This is a genomic window from Chimaeribacter californicus (assembly GCF_002858675.1).
Lineage (GTDB): Bacteria > Pseudomonadota > Gammaproteobacteria > Enterobacterales > Enterobacteriaceae > Chimaeribacter > Chimaeribacter californicus.
In genome coordinates, this window is record NZ_PJZF01000002.1 from 151,189 (window position 1) to 169,319 (window position 18,131).

The 18,131-nt window shown below is 59.2% G+C and carries 15 protein-coding genes; all 15 read right to left on the reverse strand.

All coding sequences use genetic code 11. The features are described from left to right. Position 1: 1 nt before the first annotated feature. The 15 genes from CYR55_RS03715 to ilvI all read right to left on the reverse strand — a co-directional run bounded on the left by CYR55_RS03715 (position 2) and on the right by ilvI (position 17,678). On the reverse strand, positions 2-922 hold the full coding sequence (locus CYR55_RS03715; RefSeq protein WP_101814815.1) for a D-alanine--D-alanine ligase: 921 nt from the start codon (positions 920-922) through the stop codon (positions 2-4). Then, positions 915-2,390 carry a UDP-N-acetylmuramate--L-alanine ligase gene (gene murC / locus CYR55_RS03720; RefSeq protein WP_101815016.1) on the reverse strand — a complete coding sequence of 492 codons (1,476 nt, stop codon included), beginning with the start codon at positions 2,388-2,390 and terminating at the stop codon, positions 915-917. The genes CYR55_RS03715 and murC overlap by 8 nt, the downstream gene beginning before the upstream one ends. A gap of 21 nt (positions 2,391-2,411) precedes the next feature. Next, positions 2,412-3,518, reverse strand: a complete 1,107-nt coding sequence (murG, locus tag CYR55_RS03725) for an undecaprenyldiphospho-muramoylpentapeptide beta-N-acetylglucosaminyltransferase (RefSeq protein ID WP_101814816.1) — start codon at positions 3,516-3,518, stop codon at positions 2,412-2,414. Positions 3,519-3,520: 2 nt separating this feature from the next. After that, entirely contained in the window at positions 3,521-4,741 is a 1,221-nt protein-coding gene (ftsW, locus tag CYR55_RS03730; RefSeq protein ID WP_101814817.1) for a cell division protein FtsW, read from the reverse strand. Further along, on the reverse strand, positions 4,741-6,057 hold the full coding sequence (murD, locus tag CYR55_RS03735) for a UDP-N-acetylmuramoyl-L-alanine--D-glutamate ligase (RefSeq protein WP_101814818.1): 1,317 nt from the start codon (positions 6,055-6,057) through the stop codon (positions 4,741-4,743). Before murD ends, ftsW begins: the two co-directional genes overlap by 1 nt. A gap of 2 nt (positions 6,058-6,059) precedes the next feature. Then, the gene (mraY, locus tag CYR55_RS03740; protein ID WP_101814819.1) at positions 6,060-7,142 is read right to left on the reverse strand and encodes a phospho-N-acetylmuramoyl-pentapeptide-transferase; all 1,083 of its coding nucleotides are present in this window, start codon (positions 7,140-7,142) and stop codon (positions 6,060-6,062) included. Then, entirely contained in the window at positions 7,136-8,497 is a 1,362-nt protein-coding gene (gene murF / locus CYR55_RS03745) for a UDP-N-acetylmuramoyl-tripeptide--D-alanyl-D-alanine ligase (RefSeq protein WP_101814820.1), read from the reverse strand. Before murF ends, mraY begins: the two co-directional genes overlap by 7 nt. Then, positions 8,494-9,981 carry a UDP-N-acetylmuramoyl-L-alanyl-D-glutamate--2,6-diaminopimelate ligase gene (gene murE / locus CYR55_RS03750; RefSeq protein WP_101814821.1) on the reverse strand — a complete coding sequence of 496 codons (1,488 nt, stop codon included), beginning with the start codon at positions 9,979-9,981 and terminating at the stop codon, positions 8,494-8,496. Before murE ends, murF begins: the two co-directional genes overlap by 4 nt. Further along, positions 9,968-11,740, reverse strand: coding sequence for a peptidoglycan glycosyltransferase FtsI (locus tag CYR55_RS03755; RefSeq protein WP_101814822.1), 1,773 nt, complete (start codon positions 11,738-11,740; stop codon positions 9,968-9,970). Before CYR55_RS03755 ends, murE begins: the two co-directional genes overlap by 14 nt. 23 nt (positions 11,741-11,763) lie before the next feature. Next, on the reverse strand, positions 11,764-12,084 hold the full coding sequence (gene ftsL / locus CYR55_RS03760; RefSeq protein ID WP_101814823.1) for a cell division protein FtsL: 321 nt from the start codon (positions 12,082-12,084) through the stop codon (positions 11,764-11,766). After that, the gene (gene rsmH, locus CYR55_RS03765) at positions 12,081-13,022 is read right to left on the reverse strand and encodes a 16S rRNA (cytosine(1402)-N(4))-methyltransferase RsmH (RefSeq protein ID WP_101814824.1); all 942 of its coding nucleotides are present in this window, start codon (positions 13,020-13,022) and stop codon (positions 12,081-12,083) included. The genes ftsL and rsmH overlap by 4 nt, the downstream gene beginning before the upstream one ends. 2 nt (positions 13,023-13,024) lie before the next feature. Beyond that, positions 13,025-13,483 carry a division/cell wall cluster transcriptional repressor MraZ gene (gene mraZ / locus CYR55_RS03770; protein ID WP_072928818.1) on the reverse strand — a complete coding sequence of 153 codons (459 nt, stop codon included), beginning with the start codon at positions 13,481-13,483 and terminating at the stop codon, positions 13,025-13,027. A 716-nt stretch (positions 13,484-14,199) separates the two neighbouring features. Then, entirely contained in the window at positions 14,200-15,204 is a 1,005-nt protein-coding gene (gene cra, locus CYR55_RS03775) for a catabolite repressor/activator (protein WP_101814825.1), read from the reverse strand. Positions 15,205-15,465: 261 nt separating this feature from the next. Beyond that, positions 15,466-15,957, reverse strand: coding sequence for an acetolactate synthase small subunit (ilvN, locus tag CYR55_RS03780; protein WP_165699519.1), 492 nt, complete (start codon positions 15,955-15,957; stop codon positions 15,466-15,468). 2 nt (positions 15,958-15,959) lie between these two features. Beyond that, positions 15,960-17,678 (reverse strand): acetolactate synthase 3 large subunit, encoded by a 1,719-nt coding sequence (gene ilvI / locus CYR55_RS03785; protein WP_101814826.1) that lies wholly within the window; start codon positions 17,676-17,678, stop codon positions 15,960-15,962. Positions 17,679-18,131 lie beyond the last annotated feature (453 nt).

An 18,131-nucleotide genomic window follows, 5' to 3' on the forward strand; every position in this document is an offset into this window, starting at 1 on the left:
ATCAGTCAGCAAGCTCCAGGATACGCACCGCCAGCTGGGCGAAACTCAGGCCATGCTGTCGGGCGGCCATCGGCACCAGGCTGTGGCTGGTCATCCCCGGCGAGGTATTCACTTCCAGCAGGCAGAAGCTGCCGTCACTGTCCTGCATGATGTCTACCCGGCCCCAGCCCCGGCAATCCAGTGCGCGGTAAGCGCGTAACGCCAGCGCCGCCAGATACGCCTCATCGGCCTCACTGACGCCGCTTGGGCAGAAATACTGCGTCTCATCAGAGAGGTATTTCGCCTCATAATCGTAAAATACACCGGCCGGCTGGATCCGGATGGAAGGCAGAACCTCGTCTCCCAGAATCGCCACGGTGAATTCCGGGCCGCTCAGCCACTTCTCTACCAGCACGTCGTCGTCATGGCGGAACGCCTCTTCCAGCGCCGGCTGTAACTGCTCGATGCTGTCTACTTTGCTCATCCCGACGCTGGAACCTTCGCGGCTCGGCTTCACAATCAGCGGGAAGCCCAGCGCAGCCAGCGTAGTGGCATCCTCGCCCAGCTCACCGGACGCAAACTGCGCACGGTTCAGCGCAACAAACGGCGCGACCGGCAGGTCCATCGCCTGCCAGATACGCTTGGTACGCAGCTTATCCATGGTCAGGGCGGAGGCCATTACGCCGCTGCCGGTATACGGCAGGCCCAGGTGTTCCAGCAGCCCCTGCAACGTCCCGTCTTCCCCGCCGCGGCCATGCAGCGCGATAAACACCTTAGTAAAGCCCATCGCTTTCAGCTCAGTCACCGGCGTCTCTTTTGGGTCAACCGCGTAAGCCTCAATGCCTGATTCACGCAGGCCGGCCAGTACCGCCTGCCCGGACTGCAACGACACTTCGCGTTCGGCGGACGTCCCGCCCAGTAATACCGCGACTTTATCAGCCATGCTGCTCTTCACCTTTTCTTACGGGCTGAAACTTCTGCTCAGCCAATTTACGGGCAACCTTGCCAACATTCCCGGCGCCCTGAACCAGAACCAGGTCATCATTCTCCAGGATTTGGGCCAGATTTTCCGGCACGGTGTCCACATCGGAAACCAAAATAGGATCAATCTTACCGCGCCCGCGGATTGTCCGGCAGAGTGAGCGGCTGTCAGCGCCCGGAATCGGCGCTTCACCTGCGGCATACACATCCAGCATCAGCAACACATCCACCTGCGACAGCACATTGGCGAAATCGTCGTACAAGTCACGGGTGCGGGTATAACGGTGCGGCTGGAAAATCATCACCAACCGTTTTTCCGGCCAGCCTGCACGCGCGGCCTTGATGGTCGCATCCACTTCTGTCGGGTGATGGCCGTAATCGTCCACCAGCATCGCCGCGCCTGCCTTACTGTTCACCGGGGCCAGCGGGAATTCACCGAGAAAGTCGAAACGGCGGCCAGTGCCCTGGAAACCGGCCAGCGCGCTGAGGATCGCCGTATCGGCAATGCCCTCTTCTGTCGCCACGGCCACCGCTGCGGCGGCATTCAGCGCGTTATGGCGGCCCGGCGCATTCAGCGTCACGGTCATCAGCGGCTTATCCTGGCGGCTCAGCGTAAAGTGCCCCTGTGCGCCCTGCTGGTGATAGCTTTCGATGCGGACATCCGCATCCTCACTGAAACCGTAAGTGGTGACATGGCGGCCCACGCGCGGCAGCAACTCACGCACCACCGGATCATCAATACACATCACGGCACGGCCATAGAACGGCAGGTTGTGCAGGAAGTTGATGAACGTCTGCTTCAGGTTCTCAAAATCGCCCTGATAGGTATCCATGTGGTCCGCTTCGATGTTGGTCACGATCGCCACCATTGGTTGCAGATGCAGGAACGAGGCGTCACTTTCGTCCGCCTCGGCAATCAGGTAACGGCTGGTACCCAGCCGGGCGTGCGTGCCGGCCGCTTTTACCAGCCCGCCGTTCACAAAGGTCGGGTCCAGCCCGGCCTCTGCATAAATACTGCTGACCATCGCAGTGGTGGTGGTTTTGCCGTGCGTACCGGCCACCGCAATGCCGTGGCGGAAACGCATCAGCTCTGCCAGCATTTCCGCCCGGCGGATCACCGGAATACGTGCGTCACGCGCGGCCACAATCTCCGGGTTATCCTGGCTGATGGCCGAGGAGACCACTACCACGCTGGCGTTCAGCACATTTTCTGCGCGATGGTGGTAATAAATTTGTGCGCCCAGCGCCGTCAGATGCTGCGTCACCGGGTTTGGCGCCAGATCAGACCCGCTGATCTGGTAGCCTTCGTTAGCCAACACTTCGGCGATACCCCCCATGCCGGCACCACCGATGCCGACAAAGTGGATGTGCCGGACGCGATGCATCTCGGGCACGAAGGTTCTCAGTTTCGCCAATTGTTGTGTATTCACGTTATTCTTCACTTTTCATCGTTACTGATTGACGACCGCGCGCGGCGCAGATCGTTCATAGTCAATGTGCGCAACCGCACATACCTCGGCGGCCACCCGTTCGGTGGCATCCGGAATGGCTGCCGCCCTGGCGCGTTGCGCCATCTCAGCCAACACCGGGCGGTTCCATTGTGTCAGCAACCCGCACACCGCCTCATTGGTGAAATCCGGCTGCTCAAGAATTTTTGCGGCCCCTGCCTGCTCCAGCGGCAGGGCATTCCAGTACTGCTGGCGATCTTTATGCTGGAACGGCACGAAAATCGCGGGCAGCCCGGCGGCGGCAATTTCACTCACGGTGAGCGCACCGGAGCGGCAGACCACCACATCCGCCCAGGCGTACGCAGCGGCCATATCATCGATAAACTCGGCGATCTTGTGCTGGGTCTGGCCGACGTGCTGATAAGCCTGCGTCACCTCCTCCAGCGCGCCCTTCCCTACCTGATGCCACAAGGTAATGCGATCCCCCATTGACGCGGCCACCGCCGGCATCGTCTGGTTCAGGACGCGGGCACCCTGGCTGCCGCCGAGCACCAGCACCCGTACCGGGCCTTCACGCCCCGCCAGACGCACGCCGGGCAACGGCAGGGCCAGCACATCGGTTCGCACCGGGTTACCGACCACGTCTGCCTGGGGGAACGCCCCGGGAAACGCCTGTAACACTTTTTTGGCAATTTTCGACAACCAGCGGTTAGTCAGCCCAGCGATGCCGTTCTGCTCATGCAGCACCACCGGCACGCCGCTCAGCCAGGCGGCCAGCCCACCGGGGCCGGAAACGTAGCCGCCCATGCCCAGCACCACGTCCGGCTGGTAAGCACGGATGATGGCTTTGGCCTGGCGCACGGCGCGGTAAATGCGTACCGGGGCCATCAGCTGGGCTTTCAGCCCTTTGCCGCGCAGCCCCGAAATGCGGATGAAGTCGATCTCAATGCCGTGTTTCGGCACCAGATCGGCCTCCATCCGGTCGGCAGTTCCCAGCCAGCGTACCTGCCAGCCCTGCGCCATCAGATGATGGGCAACGGCGAGGCCGGGGAACACATGCCCGCCTGTGCCGCCTGCCATCACCAGTAAACGCTTGGTCTTGCCACTCATCATTAACCCCTTACAAACGCCTGCGCTTTCGTCATCCGCGTTTCAAAATCGATCCGCAGCAACAGAACGATCGCTGTGGACATAATCAACAAGCTGGAACCACCGTAACTGATCAGCGGCAGCGTCAGGCCTTTGGTCGGCAACATACCGGCTGCCGCACCCACGTTAACCAGGGCCTGGAAGCTGAACCATACGCCGATGGAGCAGGCCAGGAAGCCGGAAAAGCGCTGGTCAATCTCCAACGCCTTGCGCCCGATGGACATCGCGCGAAAAGCGACGAAGAATACCATTAACAAGGCTAAAACCACACCGAAATACCCCAGCTCCTCACCGAGAATAGAGAAAATAAAATCGGTGTGTGCCTCCGGTAAATATTCCAGTTTTTGTACGGAGTTACCGAGCCCCTGCCCCCAGAATTCACCGCGGCCGAACGCCATCAGTGACTGGGTCAGCTGGTAGCCGCTGCCGAACGGATCGGCCCACGGGTTCCAGAACGAGGTCACGCGGCGCATACGGTAGGGTTCCGCAATAATCAGCAGCACCACCGCAAAGGCCCCTGACCCGATAATCGCCAGGAATTGCCACATCTTTGCACCGGCCAGAAACAGCATCGCCAGCGTGGTGATAAACAGTACCACCACCGTACCGAGATCCGGCTGCGCCAGCAGCAGCACGGCTAAAATCACCATCACACCCATCGGCTTACAGAAGCCCCAGAAGTTGCTGCGCACCTCCTCCACTTTCCGTACCAGATAGCTGGCGAGGTAGCAGAACAGCGACAGCTTGGAAAATTCTGCCGGCTGAATACGCAGCGGGCCGAGGGCAATCCAGCGTGATGCGCCGTTTACCGAGCTGCCCACCACCAGAACGATCAGCAGCATCACCAGCGACACCAGCAGCATCACGTTGCTGTAACGCTGCCAGACGGCCATCGGCACCCGCAACGTCACCAGGGACAACACAAAGGCCAGCCCAAGATAGAGCGCGTCACGTTTGGCAAACAGGAACGGGTCATCTGCCAGCCGCTGCCCAATCGGCATCGAGGCGGACGTCACCATCACAAAGCCGATAATCGCCAGACCAAACGTGAGCCACAGCAGGGTGCGGTCATACAGCACCATGCTGGTGTTGTCGCTTTCACGCGCGCCCATCACCCAGTCATTGAGTTTGCCAAACAGGCTGCCGGAAACGCGGCCGACCAGCATCAGACCCGGGATCTTCATCAGCCCAGCTCCTTAGCCAGCCGGGCGAATTCATCACCGCGCTGCTCAAAGTTACGGAATTGATCGAGGCTGGCGCAGGCCGGGGAGAGCAACACCATATCGCCGGGTTGCAGGGCCGGTGCCAGCGCACGCATCGCCTCTTCCATGGTGCCGGTCAGCTGCGACACCTCAGGGCGCAACTGCGCCAGGGCCTCGCCGTCACGGCCGAAGCAGTAAATACGGATTGCGTCCCGTTGCAGGTAAGGCGTCAGCGGGGAGAAATCGGCTGACTTGCCGTCCCCGCCCAGCAACAGGTGCAGCGTGCCCCCGACCTGCAAACCTTTCAGCGCGGCTTCCGTGCTGCCAACGTTGGTGGCTTTGGAGTCATTGATCCAGCGCACGCCGTTATGCTGATGCACCAGCTGGAAACGGTGCGCCAGGCCGCCAAAGGTGGTCAGCGCCTTCAGGCTGGAGGCGCGCGGCAGGCCCACGGCATCTGCCAGCGCCAGTGCCGCCAGCGCGTTGGTGTAGTTATGCTGGCCGGTCAACGCCATCTCTTTGGTATTCAGCACTTTCTCACCCCGCACCCGCAGCCAGATTTCGCCCAGCTGGCGGTTAAGGTGATAGTCGCCCACATCCGCACCGAAACTCACACAGCGCGTATCGGCGCCACGTACCGGCATCGTCAGCGCGTCGTCCGCATTGACCACACACACGGCGGCATTTTCATAGATGCGCAGTTTGGCGGCGCGGTATTGCTGCAACCCGAACGGATAGCGATCCATATGATCTTCCGTCACGTTCAGAATGGTGGCAGCCGCGGCTTTCAGGCTGGAGGTGGTTTCCAGCTGGAAGCTGGAGAGCTCCAGCACATAAAGCTGATAGGGTGAGCCGAGCAAGGAGAGCACCGGCAAGCCGATATTGCCGCCCACGCCCACCTGCCAGCCGGCGGCTTTCGCCATCTCGCCGACCAGCGTGGTCACGGTGCTTTTGCCGTTTGAGCCGGTGATGGCCACAATCGGTGCCTGCGCCTCGCGGCAAAACAGCTCCACGTCGCCCACAATCTCGACCCCGGCGTCTGCCGCGGCACTCAGTGCCGGGTGCGCGAGCGCCATGCCGGGGCTGGCGACAATCAGATCCGCCGCCAGCAGCCACGCCTCATTCAACGAGCCGACATGGCACTCCACACCGGCCGGTAATTTATCGCGCCCCGGCGGATTGACACGGGTATCCATGACGCGCGGCGTCACGCCGCGTGCCATGAAGAAATCAACACAAGAGAGGCCGGTCAGGCCCAACCCGATGATGACAACCTGCTTACCCTGATAGTCAATCATGATTACCGCACCTTCAGCGTCGCCAGGCCAATCAGCACCAGCATCAGCGAAATAATCCAGAAGCGCACAATCACGCGCGGTTCCGGCCAGCCTTTCAATTCATAGTGGTGGTGAATCGGCGCCATCCGGAAGATGCGCTGGCCGCGCAACTTAAAGGAACCGACCTGCAGGATCACTGACAGCGTTTCCACCACGAAGACCCCGCCCATAATCACCAGCAGGAACTCCTGGCGCAGCAGCACGGCGATAGTCCCGAGCGCGCCGCCCAGCGCCAGTGAACCGACATCCCCCATAAAGACCTGTGCCGGGTAGGTGTTAAACCACAGGAACCCCAGCCCGGCCCCGACAATCGCCGTACAGACGATCACCAGTTCACCGGCGTGGCGCAGGTAAGGAATATGCAGGTAACCGGCAAAATTCATGTTCCCGGTCGCCCAGGAGACCAGCGCCAGCCCGGCCGCGACAAACACGGTCGGCATGATTGCCAGCCCGTCGAGGCCGTCGGTCAGGTTGACGGCGTTACTGGTGCCGACAATCACAAAGTACGACAGCAGAATGTAGAGCAGGCCCAGCTGCGGCATGATGTCTTTAAAGAACGGCACCACCAGCTGGGTGGCCGGGGTGTCTTTGCCGATGACATACAGCGCGAATGCCACCACCAGCGCAATCACCGACTGCCAGAAATATTTCCAGCGGGCGATAAGCCCCTTGGTGTTTTTCCGCACCACTTTGCGGTAGTCATCCACAAAGCCGACGATGCCGTAGCCCACCAGCACAAACAGCACGCACCAGACATACGGGTTAGAGGGATACGCCCACATCAGCACCGAAATGGTGATCGAGGTGAGGATCATAATCCCGCCCATGGTGGGGGTGCCGCGCTTGCTGAAGTGCGACTCCGGGCCGTCATTACGCACGACCTGGCCAATTTGCAGCTTTTGCAGATAAGCGATCAGGCGCGGGCCCATCCACAGAGAGATAAACAGCGCAGTAAGCAGGCTGACAATGGCGCGGAACGTCAGATATGAAAAGACGTTGAAGCCGGAATAATACTTGACCAGATGCTCGGCCAGCCAAACTAACATGTTGCATTCTCCTGTAACGCGCGTACTACCTGCTCCATTGCGGCACTACGTGAACCTTTAACCAAAACGGTAATTACCGCATGTTCAGACAGTAAGCTCGTTAACCGGGCTGCCACTGCTGTCTTATCCTGAAGATGTTCGCCACAGTCGCTGGCCTCACTCACCAGCCGGCTCTCGCGCCCAACGCTCAATACTTTATCAATCCCGGCCGCTTTCGCCGCCTCGCCTACCTGACGGTGACACGCTTCGCTCTCTGCGCCCAGTTCCGCCATATCGCCTACGACCATAACGCGGTAGCCGGGCATCTCAGCCAGCACCTGCGCCGCGGCCGTCATCGACCCGACGTTGGCGTTGTAGCTGTCATCCAGCAGCAACCTGCCCTGCCCCAGCGTAATCGGGAACAAACGCCCCGGCACCGCCTGAAGCTGTGACAGCCCACGGCGCACGGCCTCTAATGATGCACCGATGGACATCGCCAGGGCTGTCGCCGCCAGCGCATTCGCCACGTTGTGACGCCCCGGCAAAGGTAAGCGAACACTTACTTCGCCAAACGGCGAATGCAGGGTAAATGCGGTACCCTGCTGGTCTATCACGATGTCACTGGCGAAAAAATCCACGTCTGCGGCGGCCTGCGGCGCAAAGCGCCAGACGGTTTTCCCGGCCAGTTTTGACTGCCAGTGCGGCCAGTCATGGCTGTCCGCATTCAGGATCGCCACGCCTTTTGGCGGCAGGCCATCAAAAATTTCACCTTTGGCTTTTGCCACGCCTGCCAGCGAGCCGAAGCCTTCAAGATGCGCAGCAGCCAGGTTATTCACCAGTGCGGTTTCCGGCTGCACCAGCGCCGTGGTGTAGGCAATCTCACCGATATGGTTCGCGCCCATCTCCACCACCGCGAAGTCGTGCTGCGTCTCAAGGCGCAACAACGTCAGCGGCACGCCGATGTCATTGTTAAAATTGCCTTGGGTAAACAGCACGTTGCCGCATTCACGCAGAATCGTGGCCGTCATCTCTTTGACCGAGGTTTTCCCGGAGGAACCGGTCAGTGCCACAATGCGCGCCGGCACCTGTTGGCGAACCCAGGCACCCAACTGGCCCAGCGCGATGCGGGTATCCGCCACGCACAGTTGCGGCACATCCGCGTCCACACGGCGGCTGACCAGCAGCGCAGCCGCACCGGCGGCCACGGCATTGTCAGCAAACGCATGGGCGTCAAAATTCTCACCTTTCAGCGCCACAAACAGGCTGCCGGCGCTCAGCTGACGGGTATCGGTGGCCACCGCATCAATCAGGACGTCATCACCGATCAGCTCAGCGTTCAGCACCTCTGCCAGCGTTTGCAGGGAAACCGCGATCATGCCATCACCCCCAGCAGCCGCGCGACCGTCAGGCGGTCGGAGTAGTCAAGGCGGCGGTTGCCCACCAGTTGGTAATCCTCATGCCCTTTACCGGCAATCAGAACCAGATCGTCCGGGGTCGCCTGCATAATGGTATTCGTCACTGCCTCAGTGCGGCCATGAATGGCCTGCGCCCGCCCGGCGTCCAGCATGCCGCGCAGGATGTCAGCAACAATCGCCTGTGGCTCTTCACTGCGCGGGTTATCGTCAGTCACCACTACGCGATCGGCATACTGTTCAGCAATGCCGCCCATCAGCGGGCGTTTGCCTTTGTCGCGATCGCCGCCGCAGCCAAATACGCACCAGAGCTTGCCGGTGCAGTGCAGGCGCGCAGCCGCCAGGGCTTTTTCCAGGGCATCCGGCGTGTGGGCATAATCCACCACCACCGTAGGCTTGCCCGGTGCGCTGAAGACTTCCATCCGGCCACAGACCGGCTGAAGCTGCGGTGCAGCTTCCAGCAGCGCCGCCAGCGGGTAACCCAGCGCCAGCAAGGTCGCCAGCGCCATCAGTAAATTGCTGACGTTGAATGCGCCAATCAGCCGCGCTTCCAGTACGCCGTTGCCCCAGCTGGAGCTGAACTCCACCCGGACGCCATTATCGTGATACTGCACCGCATGGGCAGTGAGCGAGTGACCGCCCCACCCTGCCGGTAGCTTGCCGTCAACAGAGACTGCCACCGCATCCGGCAACTGTTGCAGCCAGCGCAGGCCGACGTCGTCGTCAGCATTAATAATTTTTTGCCCCACCTGATGGGTAGAGAACAGCAGCCATTTCGCCGCTTCATAACTGGCCATGTCACCGTGGTAATCCAGGTGATCGCGGCTCAGGTTGGTAAACAGCGCCGCAGCAAACGGCAACGCCGCCACCCGGTGTTGCACCAGACCGTGGGAGGAGACCTCCATGGCGGCGAAGGTCGCCCCTTTTTCCGCCAGCTGATGCAGCGCCTGCTGCACATCCACGGCGGAGCCGGTGGTATTTTCCGCCGGTACAACCTGGCCCAGCAAACCATTCCCGATAGTGCCCATGACGGCGCTGGTGTCGCCGAGCGCCTGGCTCCACTGCGCCAGCAGCTGGCTGGTGGTGGTTTTCCCGTTGGTGCCGGTCACGCCAACCAGACGCAGTTTTTCGCCGGGTTGCTGGTAGAAGCGGCCGGCCAGCGCGGAAAGCTGCTGCTGCAGGCCGTGGATAAAGACAACCGGTACGCCATGCATGGTGGTCAGCGTGCCGTGCTCAGCCGCGCTGTCTGCGTCGGCCACTACGGCGGCTACGCCCTGGGCAATGGCTTGCGGAATATAGCGGCGCCCATCTGCCTGATGGCCTTTGATCGCCACAAACAGATCCCCGGCAGCCGCCACACGGCTGTCCAGTGTCATTTCCCGCAGCGCGCACTCAGGGGCATCGGACACCCAAGGAGCGAGTAAATCGCGCAAATTACGATCGGCCACCTGAACCCTCATTTTTGTTATTTACCAAATCATTTTTCTCGCCGGTTGGCGGGGTCGTCAACGCATCCGGCTCCACATTCATGGTACGCAGTACACCGCCCATAATGGCCCCGAACACCGGCGCCGAGACCGCACCACCGTAATATTTACCGGCCTGCGGATCGTTGATGACCACCACCAGCGCAAAGCGCGGATCACTGGCCGGGGCAACACCGGCGGTATAAGCGATATATTTATTAACGTACCTGCCGTCCGGGCCGACCTTCTTGGCCGTACCGGTTTTAATGGCAATGCGGTAACCCTTGATGGCGGCTTTGGTACCGCCGCCGCCCGGCAGGGCGACGCTTTCCATCATATGCACTACCGTGCGTACCAGCTGTTCCGGAAAGACACGCTCCCCGGAGACCGGCGGGTCAACCTTGGTGATCGACAGCGGGCGGTAGATGCCCAGGCTGCCGATAGTGGCGTAAACACGCGCTAACTGTAACGGCGTTACCATCAGCCCGTAGCCAAATGAGAAGGTGGCCCTCTCTATGTCAGACCACCGTTGTTTATGGGGATATAAGCCACTGCTCTCTCCGACCAACCCCAAATTGGTCGCTTTACCCAACCCGAAACGCGAGTATGTTTCTACCAGCGCCGAGGAGGGCATCGCTAACGCCAGCTTTGAGACACCAACGTTACTCGATTTTTGCAGAACCCCGGTCAGGGTCAGCTCGTTATAGCGCGCCACGTCTTTGATCTCGTGGCCGTTTACCCGGTAGGGCAAGGTGTTGAGCACGGTATTTTCACGCACCACACCATGTTGCAGCGCCGTCATCACCACCATCGGTTTGACGGTGGAGCCCGGCTCAAAAATGTCAGTGATGGCGCGGTTGCGCATCGCTTCCTGCGGGGTGCCGCTTAAATTGTTCGGGTTATAGGACGGGCTGTTAGCCATCGCCAGCACTTCGCCGGTGTTCACATCCACCAGCACCGCGGTGCCTGATTCCGCCTTGTTGAAGGCGACCGCATTATTCAGCTCGCGGTAGACCAGTGCCTGTAAACGCTCATCAATACTGAGCGCCAGATTATGCGCTGCCTGGCTGTCTACCGAGGAGATGTCCTCGATGACCCGGCCGTAACGGTCTTTACGCACCGTGCGCTCACCCGGCTGGCCGGTCAGCCAGCGGTTAAAGCTGCTTTCTACGCCCTCGATCCCTTTTCCGTCAATGTTAGTCACGCCAATCACATGCGCGGTCACCTGACCGGCCGGATAGTAGCGGCGCGACTCCTGACGCAGGAAAATCCCCGGCAGTTTCAGTTTATGGATGTACTCACCGATGGCGGGGTTAACCTGACGGGCCAGATAGACAAAGCGCCCTTTCGGGTTGGCGTTGATGCGGGCGGAGAGCTGGTCGAGCGGGATAGAGAGCGCATCGGAGAGCGCTTTCCAGCGGGTGTCCAGCGTAATGCCGCCATGCTCGTTCAGCTCTTTCGGATCGGCCCAGATGGCATTGACCGGCACGCTCACTGCCAGCGGCCGCCCGGCCCGGTCACTGATCATGCCGCGTGAAGTCGGGATTTGCTGCACCCGCAGCGAGCGCATATCCCCTTCCCTCACCAGCCGGTCAGGGTTAATCACCTGCAGATAAGCCACCCGCAACATCAGCCCCACCAGCGCCAGCAAAATGCAGCCACACAGCAACGCAAAACGCCAGCTGACAAAGCTGGCTTGATCTTCCTGGCGTTTTAACTTCACTCCACGTGTGGCTTTCATGCGCGACTTATCGGCTCCGGTAATTATTGTTTAACCACGATATTTTCCTGTGCAGGATCGACATGCTGCATCTGCAGCTTCTGCGTGGCGATCTGCTCAACCCGGCTGTGATCGCCCAGGGCATTCTCTTCCAGGATCAGGTTGCGCCATTCGATATCCAGCGCATCCCGCTCCAGAACCAGTTGTTCACGTTCTGCCGTCAGCAGGCGGGTGCGGTGAGCGGTGGTCACCACCAGAACGGCGGAGACCAGCACAGCGATCAGTAAGATCACCGGAATTTTGCCATGGCGCAGCAGATCACCGCCGATAACGCCGACCAGGCCATGCCGCTCAGTGCCGATCACGCGCCGGTCCTCTCAGCAAAGCGCAATACAGAACTGCGCGCGCGCGGGTTTTCAGCCACTTCCGGTTCTGACGGCATCATTTTGCCAACCACTTTCAGTGAACGGCCGCCCAGCTCGCTCAACTGCTGTTCGGTCATCGGTAAACCCGCCGGCACTTGCGGGCCGCGGCTATGCTGGCGCATAAAGCGCTTCACGATGCGATCCTCCAGGGAGTGGAAGCTGATCACGGAAAGGCGGCCGCCGGGGGCCAGCACCTCAAGTGCGCCGTCGAGCGCACGCTCAATCTCTTCCAGCTCGCTGTTGATATAGATGCGGATAGCCTGGAAGCTGCGGGTCGCCGGGTGCTTGTGTTTGTCACGGATGGGCGTGGCGGCGGCAATCAGCTCGGCCAGCTCTTTGGTGCGTGTCATCGGAAGTTCACGGTTACGCTCCACAATGGCGCGGGCAATACGTTTGGCGAAGCGCTCCTCACCAAAGGTTTTGAGTACCCAGGCGATGTCCTCGGCCTCGGCTTTCTGCAACCATTCTGCGGCCGACAAGCCACGGGACGGGTTCATGCGCATGTCCAGCGGGCCGTCACGCATAAAGGAGAAGCCACGCTCCGGGTCGTCCAGCTGGGGGGAGGAAACGCCCAGATCGAGCAGGATGCCATCAATCTTCCCTTCCAGGCCGCGTTCACGCACATAGTGCGATAAATCGGAAAAGGGGCCGTGTACGATGGTGAACCGGGGGTCAGTGATAGACTGGGCAGCCTGGATGGCCTGAGGGTCACGGTCGATCGCCAGCAGTTGCCCGTCCGGCCCGAGCTGGGACAGAATCAGGCGAGAGTGGCCACCGCGACCAAAGGTACCGTCAATGTAAATGCCGTCGCCGCGGATGTTCAGGCCGTTAACGGCCTCATCAAGCAACACGGTCTTATGCTTATAATTTTCCAACATGCTTATAATGACAAATCCTGTAACCGGTCAGACAACGGCTCCTGACTCGATTGCTCAGCGTCAATATCTTCCTTAACTTGTTGATACCAGGTCTGTTCATCCCACAGCTCAAACTTATTGAGCTGCCCGACCAGCATCACTTCTTTGGTGAGCCCGGCGTGCTGGCGCAGCGTACCGGCAATCAGCAGCCGCCCGGCGTTATCCATCTGACACTCACTGGCATGGCCCAGAAGCAGGCGCTGTACGCGGCGCTCGGCGGGATTCATGCTCGACAGACGGGACAATTTTCGTTCTATGACTTCCCATTCAGGGAGGGGATAAAGCAGTAAGCAGGGCTGGTGAAGGTCAATGGTACAAACCAGTTGGCCCTGGGAACCCTCGGTCAGCATTTCCCGGTATCGGGTTGGAACGGCGAGCCGCCCTTTACTGTCGAGGTTAACGAGCGTTGCCCCTCGGAACATGGCTGAATTACCCCTTGATAACCATTTTCACCACTTTCCCCCACAAATTCCCACCTAAAGGAGTTTACGGAGGGTATGAAAACCTTGTCAAGCCAGCGCGGAGGCGGTTTCGCAATATTTCTGAGGGGTTAGGAGAGCGGAATTCACTGCGTTGTAAAACTTTCGGGACGTTATAAATAATAACGTTATGATTAGCTAAGGAAAATTCTATAATTACCGCAAAGTAGATTAAAAAAAAGGCAAATTGTACAATAAATAGCTTCTTATAGTGTTCTGTTATCAATATCTCATTTTTAACAGGCTTTTGGCAGTAAATAACCCCGTGGCCAACGCGAACCACAACGCATAGCGAAACGGTTGGCGCTCCATTCCCCATACTTTCGGTAATGGTTAACCCCCTGAACATAAAGGGAATTGATTAAATTACGGCGATCTCTGCGCTATTATATCCGGCCGCCTTTATTAATCAGCTGCAAAAAACGGTAAATAACCACGGTGTTTTATTAGGCGACGTCGGATTATATAACAGGGGTTATTATTAAGATTCATCTTAATTGGCCACGCCTCTTAGTGAATTAAATTCTTACATAAATTATTTCGTTTTCTTTCGCTTTTTAGCCGCGATGATTTATTGCACGTAAAAATGTGTAAAGAATCCAAATGCGCGGCCGATAATGCGCGGAATAATTGCGGTGCAACCTTGTTGCACCGGCTTTTTATTTACGGTTTAACGCGCCGCGGCGATAAAGGTTACGGCGGATGCGGGTCAGCCCCGGTTTAGGTTTGAGCGGCTCATCCAGGCTGGCGAGCACCAGCTCCAGCACCCGCTCGGCCACATCGCGATGGCGCTGCGCTACCGCCAGCACCGGGCATTGCAGGAAGTCGAGCAGCTCATTGTCGCCAAAGGTCGCGATAATCAAATCGGTTGGCAACTGCCCCTGCTGCGCCAGCGCCACATCCATCACCCCCTGCAACAGCGGGAAAGAGGTGGTAAACAGCGCCTGAGGCATCGGGTTATTTTTCAGCCAGTTTCTGAACAGTTCACCGGCCGCTGCGCGCTCAAAGCTATTGGCATACAGGTAGCTGATGGGCCGTGTATCCCCGGCCCACGCCTCCCGGAAACCCTGCTCCCGCAGGAAACTCACTGAGAGTTCCGGCAGCGCCCCCAGGTATAGGATCGATTCAGCCGGGAAGGTGCGCAGCTCTTTGGCCAGCATCAGGGCATCCTCCTGATCGGCCCCCACTACACTGACGAAATTTTCGCGGTCCAGCGCACGGTCCAGGGCAATAATCGGGAAAGGATCGTTCGCCCAGCGTTGGTAAAACGGGTGCTCAGGCGGCAGTGAGGTCGAGACGATGATCGCATCCACCTGACGCTGCAACAGGTGCTCCACACAGCGCATTTCATTATCCGGCTGATCTTCCGAACAGGCGATCAGCAACTGGTAGCCGCGCTGGCGAGCCTGGCGTTCGAGATAGTTGGCGATGCGGGTATAGCTGGTATTTTCCAGATCGGGGATCACCAGCCCGATGGAGCGGGTGCGCCCGGCACGCAGCCCGGCGGCCACGGCATTGGGGTGATAATTATGCTGTCTGACGACCGTCATGACTTTCTCAACGGTTTTATCGCTGACGCGGTACTGCTTTGCCTTGCCGTTAATGACGTAACTGGCCGTGGTACGCGAAACACCGGCTAACCGCGCGATTTCATCCAGTTTCACGACGTCCTCTCATTGCTTAAAGTGATATTCCGCCTGTTCCAATCAGGTTGCAGGAAAGGCGCACAGCCAATATTTCCCGGATGATTATCGTTATAAGCAGGTAAATCAGTCAGCCGGGATAAATAACCTGTATTTATCTAACCCCAATCGCCTGAGTGGAGCAAGGTGTTTTGCCGAAAGGTATCAGCGCACCCGCAAAAAAAAGGGCCGGGCATATTCTGCCCGGCCCTTCCGGCTAATTAAGCCTGTTGTTTTGCGTGGTTAGCGCATAATTTTATCGCCGCGTGAGACGCCGACCACGCCGGAGCGGGCGACTTCCATAATCTCAGCCACATCGCGCACGGCGCTTAAAAAGGCGTCCAGCTTGTCACTGGTTCCGGCGAGCTGAACGGTGTAAAGCGTGGCCGTGACGTCCACGATCTGGCCGCGGAAGATATCGGCACAGCGCTTGACCTCTTCCCGCCCGTAACCGCTGGCCTGCACTTTCACCAGCATGATCTCGCGCTCAATATGCGCGCCCTGGGCCAGTTCGCTCACGCGCAGCACGTCCACCAGCTTGTGCAGCTGCTTTTCGATCTGCTCCACCACTTTCGCATCCCCCACGGTCTGGATAGTCATGCGGGAGAGCGTCGGGTCATCAGTGGGGGCGACCGTTAGGCTTTCGATATTGTACCCGCGCTGGGAGAACAGGCCGACCACGCGGGACAGCGCACCCGATTCGTTTTCCAGTAATACCGATAAAATCCGGCGCATGATCAGGTCCTCTCCGTTTTGCTTAACCACATTTCATCCATCCCGCCACCGCGGATCTGCATCGGGTAGACGTGCTCCGTCTCATCGGTGGTGATGTCCACAAACACCAGGCGGGTCTTGTATGCCAGCGCCTCTGCCAGTTTGCTCTCCAGCTCCTCCGGCGTGCGGATGGCGATGCCGATATGGCCGTAAGCCTCCGCCAGTTTCACGAAGTCCGGCAGCGACTCCATATAGGACTGGGAGTGGCGGCCGGAATAGATCATATCCTGCCACTGCTTCACCATGCCCAGATAACGGTTGTTCAGGTTGACCACCACCACCGGCAGATCATATTGCAGCGCGGTAGAAAGCTCCTGGATGTTCATCTGGATGCTGCCGTCACCGGTCACGCAGACCACGGTCTCGTCCGGCAGGGCCAGTTTCACCCCTAATGCCGCCGGCAGGCCAAAGCCCATGGTGCCGAGGCCGCCGGAGTTAATCCAGCGGCGCGGTTTGTCATATTTATAGTAAAGGGCGGCGAACATCTGGTGCTGGCCGACATCCGAGGTGACGTAAGCGTCGCCGTTGGTGAGCCGGTAAAGCGTCTCAATGACCGCCTGCGGCTTAATGGTCTTGCCCGCTTTTTCATACGCCAGGCATTGCCGGGCGCGCCACTGCTCAATCTCCTGCCACCAGGTTTGCAGCGCCCCGCTGTCCTGCTCCCCACTCCCCTGCGCCAGCAGTTCCAGCATCTGGGTCAACACCTGGCGGGCATCCCCGACAATCGGGATGTCGGCGTTAACGGTTTTGGAAATGGAGGTCGGGTCGATGTCGATGTGCAGCACGGTGGCATTCGGGCAGTACTTCAGCAGATTGTTGGTGGTGCGGTCATCAAAGCGCGCGCCGACGGCAAAAATCAGGTCGGTGTTGTGCATCACCATATTGGCTTCATAGGTGCCGTGCATGCCGAGCATCCCCAGGCTCTGGCGATGCGAGCCGGGGAATGCGCCCAGCCCCATCAGTGAACTGGTCACCGGCAGGTTCAGGGACTCCGCCAGTTGCAGCAGTTCCGCCTCACAGGCGGCATTGATTGCCCCGCCGCCGACATACAGCACCGGTTTCTTCGCCGCCAGCAGGGTTTGCAACCCACGTTTGATCTGCCCGCGGTGCCCCTGCACCGTCGGGTTGTAGGAGCGCATCGCGATCTGCTCAGGGTAGGCGTACGGCAATTTCACCGCCGGGTTCACCACATCTTTCGGCAGGTCGATCACCACCGGGCCGGGACGGCCGGTAGAAGCCAGATAAAACGCTTTCTTCAGGATGGTCGGAATATCTTCGGCGCGCTTCACCAGGAAGCTGTGTTTAACCACCGGGCGTGAAATGCCCACCATGTCGCACTCCTGGAAGGCATCATAGCCGATGAGTGCGCTGTGAACCTGCCCGGAGAGCACCACCAGGGGGATGGAATCCATGTACGCGGTGGCAATGCCGGTAATGGCATTGGTCGCGCCGGGGCCGGAGGTGACCAGCACCACGCCGACTTCACCGGTGGCGCGGGCGTACCCATCCGCCATATGCACTGCGCCCTGTTCATGGCGCACCAGAATGTGATCAATCCCGCCCACGGTATGCAACGCATCGTAGATATCAAGCACCGCCCCGCCGGGATAACCAAACACATGCTTGACGCCCTGATCGATTAACGACCGGACAACCATCTCGGCTCCTGACAACATCTCCATGACTCGCCTCCAGGCTTCTGTTTTCATTACTGAATGGGGAGACTCCTTCCCCGCCATTCTGTGGGTATAGGGCGCTGCCCTGTTATTATTATTGTTCGGATATAACGCAGTACCTTAACGTCAGAATTTGGGCCAGGCAAACAGCAAAAAAGCCCGGCCGGGGGCGGGAAATTACGCCTCCCCTGCCAATGCACCATGAAAAGAAATTATTCACTGGAGAAAAGGCATTACGCTCAGAAAATATAGTGCAGCAGGGAATAAACACAGAAGTAAATGATGCGGGAAAATAACGCCCTGCCCGGGCAGCCATGTGGCCCTGAAATAGGGCAGCCTGCACCGGGTAACGCACAGCCTCACCACGGCCGGGCATCGCACCGGTTTTTGCCTGCATTATTTTGGTGAAACAGGGAACCCGCGCCAGGAAAAAAGGCTTTTTTTTGTGGCCTGCGTCAC